Raw genomic sequence first — 12,703 nt, 5'->3', positions numbered from 1 at the left:
GAGCGCGACAATCTTTCTGCAAGAAAGATACTTCGAGAGCATAAACACTTTAAGGACACAATTTCATCCATTCAACACAGGTTATAAAGAAATTGGGGCCTTAACAGCGGTTGAAGCCACTCCCTGCTACGTAGCCTCTTACTTCATTGATTGTCAAGAACCAATTTCTGTGTTGAGCCTAAATTAATATACACCAATATCGTCTAACATTATTAATCCTGAGCTACTCTTCATATGGAAGGTGATGCCTCCTAATGAAGTTACATCGAGCTTAGGATTATTTTGTGTGTACGCCTGTAGTGGCAAAATGAAGGTTTGCATAATCGCCTCGGTATCCTCTTCATATTTTCCATCATTAATGTAATCATCCATCCATTTGTACCATGTAAAAGTGCTTTCAGGTGGTTCAAGAATATTTTGAAACTGAGATAAGGGAAGAATTGCTTTATTCCCATGTACATCATAAACTTCAACATCTATCTCCATTGCTCCGCTTGTGTTTTCTAGCAAATAGTTAAGGTTAGCAAGTGAAAAGGAAATACGGGTTATGTTTTTTGTAGCTGGAGTAGGTGTGCCTTGCTTCCAGTTCAAGCTTAAACTAGCCACTTCATTAGGTGAAGATAAATTAGAGTTTCCCCATTCCACCTTTAGCCCTTTCGAATTTTTGCTAGATTGGCTCCGGTTTTTATAAGCTTCCTTGTGTGTTGTGACTCCACTAGCTATGATGCTTCCATTGGATGGTAATGCCGTTTGGCTCATATTTTCCTCGAATGTAGACCATACTACGAAGGTGCTATCCTCATAGCGATTAAAATAAGTGCTTGCTGGCAGCCAAGCTTCACCGTTTCGGTAATCTTGAAATAAAGGGACATACGCCTGTTTGTTTTTTAATGTTGCTTCTAAAAATGCAGTCACATATACTTTCGCGATTTCTTGCTGACTAGCTGTGTCAATAATATCTGAATGGCGAAGAAATAGCCCTTGAGGTAAGCTAATATCTCTTGAGCCCCATTCACTATTAAATTGACTATGATTTGCCGCCTCTACATAAAGTGTGGATTTCATCCACGGGTTTTCCGTTGATTTCTCCTTTTCGTTATTAAAGGTTGTTCGAGCGTATTGACGTTCTCCATCAAAATCACTGACATCTCCATCCATAGCCCCTTGGATCGTTAAATAATTTATGTTTTTTAGGTCTGTATATTTTTTATCCACCTGTTTGTCTGTAGGTGCAATTGCAATTACAGTTTTAATTGGATATTGCTGAGTAAATTGTTGTAGTTGCTCATCCTTAAACCAGCTAGCTCCGTCTGCTGCCATTGCGGCTGCCTGTCCACCGCGAGAATGTCCCATAATGGCTATGTTTTGCATATCGATTTTATTGTATAAAGGTACTTCCTTAGCTTGATTAAACTGTTCAATTTGCATTAGATGTTGTAGCAAAATCCATGCACGAACCTTCATATCATTTGTTGGAATACCTGAATAATTAGAATAATTAAGAAAGTTCTCATCAATCGAAACCGCCACAAAACCACGACTTGCAAGTAATTGTCCTAAATAATTATAGCCCTCATCTGAAAATTCCTCCATAATATGATTGCCATGCACAAGGAGTACAAGTGGGTATTTTCCATCCTCCTCGGGCATCCATACCCGTCCATTTAAGGGCAAGGTGGTTTCATCAAATCCCCAAAAAAATGTCCGATACCAAGACCAATTCGAAATAAATTGTGACGCATCTACTGGATTGGAATTTACATCTACATTTGCCCCAAACTCATCAAGACGTCGATTACTGCCACTTCCATAAGTAAAATAACTGACAGCATGAATGCCAGTTAGAGCTGGATTTGTTAAAGCTGAATCGGCTACTCCTTCTGCTGGATTTACATCAAAATGAGAGACTGATGTTAAGTCTGAAACCGAATCTAAATCAAAATCTGAAGCTGAGTCTGTGGCTCCATCTGCAACTGGATTTGAAGCCCTATCCGCTGTCTGATTGCTAGCAGATTGCGTTGTGATTGAGATCAAGTCAGGAATGAAATTCGCGGTTAAAATAATAAGAAAGCATGTTAATATAGTAAACTTCCAAAAGCTTGAAACATTTTTACATAATAAGGTAGCCCAGAGTAAGCCAATAATCATTCCACCTATACTTAATAGAGAGGCAAATAATATGGAAATCAACAGTGAGCTATCATCCTCATAAAATATAAAAAAAATGCTGACCACGTTACATATTAAGGTAGCTACATATAATCGGGGTACCTTTATACCAGTAAGGGCGATGATAACAGCAAGTAAATGCGACACAATCCAAAAAATCGCCGTACCTAGGATAGAAAATAGCATTAAATCAAGGGTAACGCCAAAGCCAGTTGGTAGACTCAAGGCTAAAAAAAGACAGGTTAGTATCGTAACACTCCATGAACCGATCATAGCAGTACGCCAAAAGAGGGTGTCAAATTGAAAGGTTCGCTTTATACGCCCCAATAATATCGAAGTTAAGGAACGCTTTACTTTCGTATTTTTTGATTGTAAGTGATTTGGTTCCAGTGTGGCGGACATCGCTTCCTCCAGATTTTTTATATTTATATTTGATTATAAAAATGTAATTTATATTATATTGTAGCATGGTCAATGAACAGGGGGAACGAAAGGAGAGGATAAAAAAACGGATAGGCTGAGTTTTATTTCCATTCAGTCTATCCGCTTAAAGGTCAAGCCTACTTTACTATTTTGTTAGTTCAGCTGCTACTTGTTGCCACGAACAGGTCTGAATTTCACAAAAGACCAGATGACGAGTAAGATCATTACAAGTATACAGATGCCGATACTAATTCGTTTACTGCTATCTAATAAGAATAGAACCCCAATGACTGAAAGTGAAACAATGGTGAAAATCGTTAACCAAGGGAATCCCCATATTTTAAAGCTAGGCTCAACAGGATAATTTTTACGTAACTTCAGTTGGGTGATACAAATGACAAGCCACACGGTGGATACGACAAACCCCGGAACAGCCATAAGCAAAGGAAATAGCTGATCTTGAACAAAGTACGCAATCACACTACCTGATAATAAAATAATGGCACATAATTTAAGGCTATTTACAGGAACCCCTTTTTTTGAAAGTTTGCCTAATGCAGGTGGAGCTTCTCCATCCTTAGCAAGAGAGTGCAGCATCCGAGTTGCGCCATAAATGCCAGAATTGCCTGCAGACAATACAGCGGTAATAAGAATAAAGTTCATAATATGTGTAGCACCTTGTAAGCCCGAGGTGGATAATACCTGAACAAATGGACTCGATTGCTCACTGATCTGATTCCACGGAATTAATCCGCAAATAATAAGAATAGGCAAGGTGTAAAATAAAATAACACGTAAAATAAAGCTTTTAACGACACGAGGAACCACCTTTTCAGCGTTTTCTGCTTCAGTCAGTGTTAATCCAATCAGTTCAGAACCTCCGTACGAGAACATAACAACAATGAGTGCTGGAATGAGGGCTGTCCATCCATTTGGGAAAAAGCCACCATACTCTGTAAAGTTATAGGAAAAGGAATGGTCAAATCCAGGCAAAATTCCAAAGAGAATGCTTGCGCCTAAGATGATAAAAATAATAATCATCGCGATTTTAATACCTGCTAACCAAAACTCAAATTCCCCATAACTCTTAACACTAAACGAATTCATCAAAATAATGATGACAGCACAAGCTAGGCTTAACACCCATAAAGGGACATTAGGTAACCAAAATTGTAGGAAGCTACCTGCCGCTATCACTTCAATGATGCAAACCGTTAACCATAGAAAGCAGTAAAGCCAACCGACAATAAAAGACACACGTTGGCCAAAAGCCTTACTAATAAAATCCTTCATATTCATATTAGGATATACGGTTGCCATTTCAGCGATAGCCCCCATAACAACAAGCAGCAATAAACCAGCGACAATATACGATACCACAACACCAGGTCCTGCAATGCCAACTGTTTCTGCGCTACCTTTAAAAATTCCTGTTCCGATAACCCCACCCATTGCCATAAAGGTAATATGTCTAGGACGAAGCTTTTTTTGTAATGGAGCTTGATTTGATTCCAAAATAAATCCCCCTAATATGAAATACAACAACTACATATAATTTTTCATTATAACGGATTTCACCTCAAGTCGGACAAAAATAAAATCACCCTCTTTTGTATTTTTGTGACAAATGTGTGAAGGATCAAAGTAAAAATACGTTTGAATTCCGTTTCAAATAGGTTAAAGATAGTTTGAATAAGCTTATCTGACAAAGCGTTTTCATAAAATCTGACAACTGGACTTGTCTGTGATAAGCTACTAAAATGACAGAGATTGAGAGGATGGGGGAGTTTTAACTTGAGTAGTATTTTGTGGTCGATTCCTTTCTTATTTGAATTTAAATTATTTGGGATTGACTTTATTCCAGATCTCTTGGGGATCATCTTGTTATGTCGTGGCCTATTGAGCTTGAAAAAACAGTCTTATCAATTTAATGAATTTAATCGATTGATGCTTATCGTAAAAATTATGGTAGGCTGGGTTACATTTAAATATGTTGTGAGTGTGACATGGCTATTAACAAATGAAGGTGCTCTATTATCTAGTGAGCTGTGGATTGCGCCGATTGTAGACATCTTTACACTTGTATTGCTTGCAATGATTGTATTTGAGGGCCAGAGAGCATTGCTGAAGCTTGAGCAACTTCCTATAGAGCTAAAGAGTAAACTGACTACATTAGCTAATGTCTATGCTGTGTATACGATCGGAGCTATAGCGATTCGAGGTATGAGTTTATTTTATGGTGAATATTTTGATCAATTTCAATGGATCGCATTTGCGTTCTCTGTTTTATTAATCGTTCGCTTCATTATTATAGTGAGCCAAGTATTTAAGGCTAACAATTCTAAAAAGATTGTAGATGCAGTACAAGCTGAACCTGTTGCTGATTCACCAACAATTATCGGATTTTTTCTTGCGATTATTTCAGCTTTACCGATCGCAGGATATGCATTGTTTTTCTGGTATATGGATTCTACAATAGATAAAAGTGATCCGTCTGCGGGTGCAGGACTTGGTTTTGCCTTCGCCTATTTATTTATTCTAGGTGGGATTATTTCGCTGATTGTGGGAATCGTTGCATTACTTGTGACGAGTTTAGCTAGGGTAAAAACAACACTTTCCCGCTCAGCTTCCTTGATTGCACTTTTTGCTATGGCCCATCCATTTGTTATCTTGTTTGCGATGTCAATTCCAGGCAGATTCCTCTTGTGGGCAGGGATATAAAACTTTACCCTTTAATTATCGTAATAAGCGCTTTCAATATATCTGACAACAAGGGAATTGTGTGATAAGCTACTAAAATGAAGTGAAATGAGAGGAAGGGTGAGTTTTAGTTTGAGCAGTATTTTATGGTCAATTCCCTTTTTGTTTGAATTCAAGTTATTTGGTAGCGATTTTTTTCCTGATTTAATAGGGATTGCGTTGTTGTGTCATGGTTTATCTGATTTAAAGAAAGAATATATTCATTTCAAAAAAGCTTCGTTAATCGCAAATATTATGCTCCTCTGGGTATTTGCCAAATATGTATTAAGTGTCGCATGGTTTCTCAAACGTGGCATATCAATCTCTAATGAGCTATGGATTGCTCCAGTCTTAGATAGTGTTACTTTAATTTTATTGCTGGTCACTGTTGGTGTAGTCTTTAAAGCATTAACACAGTTTAATGAGGTAACAGAGGAGTTAGCTAGTAAGCTGTCTCGACTTGGCAAAGCCTATGGAGTTTATACCATAATAGCAATACTTGTGCGCGTCATTAATTTTGGCTTCGGAGATTACTTTAGCCATACGCAATGGATTTTGTTTTCTGTCTCCATTTACTTTATCGTTCGGATGATTATATTAGTGAGAGAAGTTTACAAAGCAGTGAAGCCTGATCATTTTCAAGAAGCTGTACAGGTGTATCAGTCCATGCGTATTCGGTTTTTATCGCCAAAGGCAACGGGGATGTTGACCTTAGTAACAGGGATTGTAGCCAATCTTCCCTTTGTAGTTTACTTATTATTTTTCTGGTATACGGACTCGATCAAGGGGTCATTAGATTTAACCACGGGCTCACCACTAGGGAATACATTTTCGTATTTATTTATTATGGGGTCATTAACATCTGTGACACTAGGGATGTTTGCACTTGTCATCTCTTATTTTACAAGAGGAAAATCAACATTATATCGTCCATCTATTTTGTGCGCTATATTTGGTTTTGCACAGCCATTTATTATTATGCTTATGGTTTTCGGCAGAATTATGCTTTGGCCAGGTATCTAAATGTAAATGGATACACAACTTTATAGATATTAGCCTATACACCTTCGTTAAATAAAGCATATATTGCTATATTCAACGGAGGTGATTTTTTTATGAACAAAAAAAATTGGCAATATCAAAAAGCAAAACGTTATCTTCACAAACAAGTAAAAATTAAAACAAAAACAGGTGCAACGTTATACGGCACGATTGAGAAGGTAACAGATGGGAAGCTTTATTTGAAGGTCAGTGGGGTTCATAACAAAGGAAGCAAGGCTCATGCCACATTGGTACCGTTCATATTACCACTTGTTTTGTTTGACCTATTAGCGATTCTTTTGATCGAGAGACGTAGACGCTTCATTTTCTAATATTTTTTTCTCTTTGAACAACTGTACAAATCGTAGTAAAACTAATAGTATTTTTGATGCAATCTGACGAATCGAAATTCCCTCTTGCTATGCTAGGATAATAATTGAGAGACACACAAGGCATAGAAAGAGGGAAAACGATGAAAAGTTTTAAAAGAACGATGGCTTGTATTTTAAGTTTATTGTTAGTCGTTAGCATTGTAGGCTGTACTTCTGATTCAGCAAATAAGTCTAATCAAGCGGCTAATAAAGTGAAAAAAATCACAAACGGAGAAAAAGCGCCAGATAACGTAATAAACTTTAAGGCAGGGAAATATACCGCAACTGCAAAAGGTCATAATGGAGAAATAAAAGTAGAGACAGAGTTTAGTGAACATGCAATTGTGGCTGTAAAAGTACTTGAGAACTCAGAAACAGGTGGTGTTGGTGAGGCTGCAATTGATAAAATGCCAGGACTCATTGTAGAGTCACAAAGTCTTGCAGTAGATGCAGTTTCAGGTGCAACGATGGCAAGTAATGCGATTTTGGAAGCTGTAACGGATTGTGTGAAGCAAGCAGGTGCTGATCCAAAACAATTAGCTGTGAAATCTACAAATACGGGTAAGGAAGTTAAAACGGTAAACCTAACTACAGATGTGGTTGTTGTTGGTGCTGGTGCTTCTGGAACAGCAGCAGCTCTCGCAGCAGTGGATGCAGGAGGTAAAGTTATTTTACTTGAAAAAACTTCAATTCCAGCAGGAGCAGGAACGATGGCAGGCGGACTATTTGCTACTGGAAGTAAGCTTCAGAAGGAGGCTAAGGTTCCTGATGCATCGCAGTGGCTATACCATGAATATATGACAGCAAGTAACAATACAGCTAATGCAAGACTTGTTCGTAATGTTATTGAAAAATCAGGCTCAACAGTGGATTGGCTTATGGAAAATGGTGCTCGTTTTAAATTAATTGATCCAGGTGTAGGTGGACAACCTGATCATGTCAATGATCCTCATGCCTTTTTAGGTTATGCAGATGGTGGGTTTAAAGCCATTACTGCCCTGCATGATTCGATTAAGAAAAAGGGTGGAGAGATTTATTTCGATACGGCTGGTAAATCATTGATCACGAATGAAAAGGGCGAAGTAATTGGCATAAATGCAGAGAAGAAGGATGGCACTAAATATGTAATTAAGGCTAAATCCGTTATTCTTGCAACAGGGGGTTATGCAGCCAATGCAGAAATGATGGCTGAGCACTTTGGCAAGAAGGCACCGCTAGGCTCAATTTCCTCTGCTACAGGTGATGGCTTGAAAATGGCATGGGATAGTGGTGCAGCGCATTATGGTGAAGATGTAGGTCAATTTTTTTATCTTAATGGTACTAAGGAAAGTGTAGGCATGAAAACAGCGGGGGACATTTGGACCATCGGTAGCTTGCCTTTATTATGGGTAAATAAAAATGGGGAACGTTTTACAAATGAGGAAGTTGTGTTTGAATTTGCTGCAATGGGAAATGCGATTTATGAACAACCTGATGCGATGACTTGGATTGTCTTTGATCAAGATACTGTAAATACAATTAAACAAAAAGGAACGATTGGCATTGTAGATCTGTATAGTCGTTGGAAAAACAAACCTCAAAGCTTTATGGAATTTAACGAGCCTGTAGATACCGTTGCTTTAAATAAACAACAGGAAACACCGTATGATCTAGCTCCTTTCCTAAAAGAAGGAGAGCAGACAGGCGTTGTAGTCAGCGCATCCAGCTTAGCTGAGCTTGGTGAAAAAGCAGGGATGGACAAGCAAAGCTTTGAAGCTACTGCTAAACGTTATGCAGATATGGCAGGACAAAAGAAGGATACTGATTTCTTTAAGGATAGCAAGTATTTGAGTAAACTAAATCAAGGACCATTTTATGCAGTTAAAGTAGTCACAAGAACATTAACGACACTTGGTGGTGTAAAAGTAAATCAACATACGCAAGCTGTAGATGACAATGAAAAGGTCATCCCAGGTTTATGGGCAGTAGGTAGTGATGCAGGAGGAATGTATGGCAACAGCTATGTCATGTTCGAAGGTGGTACATTAGGATTCGCCTATAATTCTGGACGTATCGCTGGTGAAAGTGCCGCAGCTTATGCGGCTCTAAATAAAAATTAGTAGTTAACGACGACATATGAAGGAAAAGGCAACGGAATAGAGAGTGGCTTCAACCGCTGTTAAAGGCGGCCCTCCACCATTTCCCTGCCTTTTCGCTTTTTTAAATAAAGATCCACTTATGCTGGCCATAAATAAGGTCAATCTTGAAATTCTCCAATAAATTTCAAAATTTTAAATGACATATTCAGTTGTAGCAGAGCCTCCGCTTCCTCTAACAATACACCCATAATATCCTCAATTTTTTTCAGACGATAAAGTAAGGTGCTGCGCTGGATATGGAGCTTACTTGCTGTTTTAGATTGATTGTAGTTGTGGGTCAAATATTGATATAAAGTCACCATAAATACAGTTTTATAGGTGTTATCGTAGTGCATTAGCTTTATTAAACCTGGGTGGCAAAAATGCTTGAGTTGAGTAGGACTTGAATATATATTTAGCAAATCATAAAGTACATAATTTTCATATAAAAATAATCGTTTTTTTTCCTCGTGAAGCTGTATTGCTAGCTCAATACTTTTAGCGGCTTGTAAATAATGCTGCTTTAATTCCTTTATTTGCTCAAAGGGCTGACTAATCCCACATAATAATGCATTTTGTTTTAAAAAATGAAGTAGCTTTTCCTCGATCTCTTCTTTAAATCTCTGCTCATGATGAATAGGCAGTAAGACGGTAATATGATTGTTATATAGCAATGTAATTGTATGACCAAAGCTTATTGTTATATTTTTTTGAATAAAAGGCAGCATTGTATTCTGCTTTGCATGCTTTTCAATTTCAATTGCCAGTATACAAAACTTATTTGTATAACCAGTGGCCTGTAAAAAAGACTTGCTTTGCTCCATTAAATCCGGCAAAGGATGCTCCTCTAATAAATGATACATCCAATACTCATTTTGAGATTGCTTAATATGGTGGGTGTAACCACTTTTTTGCATTTCTAAGGCTACGACCTTACTTAATACAGCTAGCAACTCAACATCGTAGTCATCAAAAGGATGATTATACTCCAGTACAGATATGAAAGCCGCTGGTTTTTGCTGGACGTTCACGTGACTAATGAGATAGGTAAGATCATCTACATCAGCATCCTTCACAATCATAGGCCCTCGCTGCAATGAAACCTTTTCAAAAAAACCTTTATCTCGATATATATTATAAAATTTATTAAAATCACTTGCTGTATTGTAGGTGTCAATGTAATCTGCTACGATAGCATCTTTACTCAATTGCTTTGGTGCAGCAATTAATACGAAGGATAAGTCACATAATGCAATTGGGTTGTTTAACATCGTATAAGCAGAGTTAATGATTTCCTGTAAGCCAGCATCATCTAATAAAAGATTGTATAACTTTTCACAATCCAAGGAGAGCCTTTGGGTTGTTTTTAGCATGAACTGGATTTGATTATAAATGAGGGGAAGAGTACTATTTAAAATTTGTATAATGTTCCCCTGAAAGGTGGTTGGGACTGGAATATAAGAACTATTCACATAAACAATATGTGGACATTGCTTGTTTAGCAGAAATTCAAGCTGCCTCGGACAGTCTGTTAAATATATCGTATTTGTATCAGATGTTATCTCCATATCAAAAGTCTCATCATCCCATGTACTTGGTTTGGTAGATTTTTGAGTAACATATATGCATTGGTAAAGTGGTAGCTGGTCCAAGTGGTTTAAATGTACCTGTGACTGGAAAGATTGAAGCTTGGCAACAACTGTAGCAAAGTCTATATTCATGTAAGGTTATCCCCTTGCTAATGGAATGTAGGAGTATTTTAGCATAGGTCAAATTAAAGTGATGTGATGTATCCGTTACTTTCTGCCGTTATAGATTGCAGAATACAAACTGTTCTTATTAAACGCTTACTTGTAGTATGGACTTGTGGCCAGCATGTTGTTGTACGTGATACTAGTATCAAAAAATGAGGGAATGTAATGAGGGAACTTAGAGTGATTAATATCCTATTATCCGCCCATCCTTATCCTGTGAAGATGAGTGAGTTAACGGTGGAATTAGGACTATCGGAAAGAACGGTTCGTGATGTTATCCGATCTCTTGAAAAAAGCGGAACGCAGCATGGGTTCTGCATTAAAATGATTCGGGGTCAAGGCTATATGCTGCAAATTGAAGATGAACCTAGCTTTGAACGGTATCGGGAGCAGGGACATTTTAAGTCTAGCTTGATTGACCTAGATAATAAAGAGGATCGTCAGCGTTACCTATTGTTTTACCTTCTTCAAAACAATAGCTTTACCTCCATGGAGAAGTTAGCGGATGAAATGGGAATTAGTCGATCAACGGTTGTTTCTGATCTCAAAGAAGTGGAGCAGCGCTTAGCGCATTTTTCATTAACCTTAAATCGTCGTGCCCATTATGGAATGAGAATAGAGGGGGACGAACAGAACTATAGGAAAGCCTTTTCACATTTTGTTCTAAATAATAGTGAGTTTATTAAGCCAGCAGAGGAATTTGAACAATTTCAGCGGGAGTTTAATGGCGATGAGCTTAGGTCCTATCTTTTGCAGGTACTAAGACAAAAAGAACTGAAAATTTCTGATGTCTTCCTGAATAATATTGTGACGCATATCTTTATTTTGCTTTTTCGTGTAACGAAAAATAACTTGATCGTCGCTGGTCAAACGATGCCGAAAACACCAGAGCCCTTATATCGAGACATAGCACAAAAGATTGCAGCATGGATTTATAAGTTTTATGAAATTTCGCTCCCAAGTGATGAAATTGATTATTTGGCACTGCATATTTCAGGTAAAACGATCATAGAGCATATTAGTGCAGATAAGAAAAAACAGCTTAGAGAAGGGATTAGCTCTATTTTACAGCGGCTTGATGAAGAATTTCTTACGAGCTTTAACGAGGATGAGCATCTAAGAGAAGCATTGTTACTACACATGTTCCCGTTGCTTAATCGACTTTATTACAACCTACAGCTCAACAACCCGTTGGTAGAGGATGTGTATAGTCAATACGCAAATGTGTTTGTGATTTCGTTTCGCTTCGCAGAGATTATTGAGGAAGAATACGGATTTTGGATGTCGAGGGATGAGGCAGGGTATGTTGCACTTCATTTTGCAACCCATTTGGAACGGATGAAGCAGCGTAAGCTGGAGCAATTCAAACGTATTGCCGTCATTTGCTCTACTGGTGGGGGGAGCGCACAGCTTATTAGACTTAAGCTCGAATCAGTGTTCCCTAATGCTTCGGTGATTACCGCGTCAGAAAACGAGATGGATGAAATCGCAAAGAAGCCGATAGATCTAATTCTAACAACAGTTCCGCTTGAAACACACATTACAGATAAACCCGTGATTCATATTAAGCACCTATTAGATGACTCAGAAGTCCACCGTATTAAAGAGATTATTGCGATTCAAATCAATCATACACAGCCTTCCTATAAATTTATTGATTTTAAGGAGCTGTTTAGACCAGAATTGTTTCATTTAGATGGACCCGATCAATACATGGATTTGCTTACTGTACGTTGTGAGGAAATTGTTCAGCATGGATTTGCAGAGGCTGAGTTCGTGGAGCAGGTATTAGTACGTGAAGAGAAGTTTACGACGATTTATACCCATGGTGTGGCTGGTCCACATCCGATGCGAATGAGTGCAATTAAAGATTGTATTAACGTCACAATTTTACCAAAGCCCATTGTAAGTGAAGGGAAATCTGCACAATTTATTTTTGTTATTAATTTGCGTGCGGGACAACTATTTTTGCATAAAGAAATTAGCAAGCTCTTGCTATTGATGATGGAGAAGGAAGAAATTCGTAAAGCTTTAGCTCAGGTAACGAGCTTCGAGCAGTTTATGAAAGAGATAGAAAACCTACTGTAGG

At 38.0% G+C, this 12,703-nt stretch carries 8 protein-coding genes; 5 read left to right on the top strand and 3 right to left on the bottom strand.

Annotated elements, in window-relative coordinates; translation table 11 throughout:
• Window positions 1–183: 183 nt before the first annotated feature.
• The gene (locus J2Z32_RS00600) at window positions 184–2,571 is read right to left on the bottom strand and encodes an alpha/beta hydrolase family protein (RefSeq protein ID WP_210087208.1); all 2,388 of its coding nucleotides are present in this window, start codon (window positions 2,569–2,571) and stop codon (window positions 184–186) included.
• A 186-nt stretch (window positions 2,572–2,757) separates the two neighbouring features.
• Window positions 2,758–4,107, bottom strand: a complete 1,350-nt coding sequence (locus tag J2Z32_RS00595) for an amino acid permease (RefSeq protein WP_210087207.1) — start codon at window positions 4,105–4,107, stop codon at window positions 2,758–2,760.
• A 279-nt stretch (window positions 4,108–4,386) separates the two neighbouring features.
• Here J2Z32_RS00595 and J2Z32_RS00590 point away from each other — a divergent pair, with 279 nt between their 5' ends.
• The 4 genes from J2Z32_RS00590 (at window position 4,387) to J2Z32_RS00575 (ending at window position 8,842) form a co-directional block, all read left to right on the top strand.
• Window positions 4,387–5,313 carry a hypothetical protein gene (locus J2Z32_RS00590; protein ID WP_210087206.1) on the top strand — a complete coding sequence of 309 codons (927 nt, stop codon included), beginning with the start codon at window positions 4,387–4,389 and terminating at the stop codon, window positions 5,311–5,313.
• A 111-nt stretch (window positions 5,314–5,424) separates the two neighbouring features.
• On the top strand, window positions 5,425–6,354 hold the full coding sequence (locus tag J2Z32_RS00585; RefSeq protein WP_210087205.1) for a hypothetical protein: 930 nt from the start codon (window positions 5,425–5,427) through the stop codon (window positions 6,352–6,354).
• A 92-nt stretch (window positions 6,355–6,446) separates the two neighbouring features.
• The gene (locus J2Z32_RS00580; RefSeq protein ID WP_210087204.1) at window positions 6,447–6,704 is read left to right on the top strand and encodes a hypothetical protein; all 258 of its coding nucleotides are present in this window, start codon (window positions 6,447–6,449) and stop codon (window positions 6,702–6,704) included.
• Between the two features lie 140 nt (window positions 6,705–6,844).
• Entirely contained in the window at window positions 6,845–8,842 is a 1,998-nt protein-coding gene (locus J2Z32_RS00575; protein WP_210087203.1) for an FAD-dependent oxidoreductase, read from the top strand.
• Between the two features lie 137 nt (window positions 8,843–8,979).
• Here J2Z32_RS00575 and J2Z32_RS00570 read toward each other — a convergent pair whose 3' ends face one another.
• Window positions 8,980–10,581, bottom strand: a complete 1,602-nt coding sequence (locus J2Z32_RS00570; protein ID WP_210087202.1) for a PucR family transcriptional regulator — start codon at window positions 10,579–10,581, stop codon at window positions 8,980–8,982.
• A gap of 198 nt (window positions 10,582–10,779) precedes the next feature.
• Between J2Z32_RS00570 and J2Z32_RS00565 the strand changes: the two genes are divergently transcribed.
• Window positions 10,780–12,702: a BglG family transcription antiterminator gene (locus tag J2Z32_RS00565; RefSeq protein ID WP_210087201.1), complete on the top strand. Its 1,923-nt coding sequence runs from the start codon at window positions 10,780–10,782 to the stop codon at window positions 12,700–12,702.
• Window position 12,703: the final 1 nt, after the last annotated feature.

Source organism: Paenibacillus turicensis, from assembly GCF_017873435.1.
Taxonomy (GTDB): domain Bacteria; phylum Bacillota; class Bacilli; order Paenibacillales; family Paenibacillaceae; genus Fontibacillus; species Fontibacillus turicensis.
This window is presented reverse-complemented; position numbering and strand designations above follow the sequence as displayed.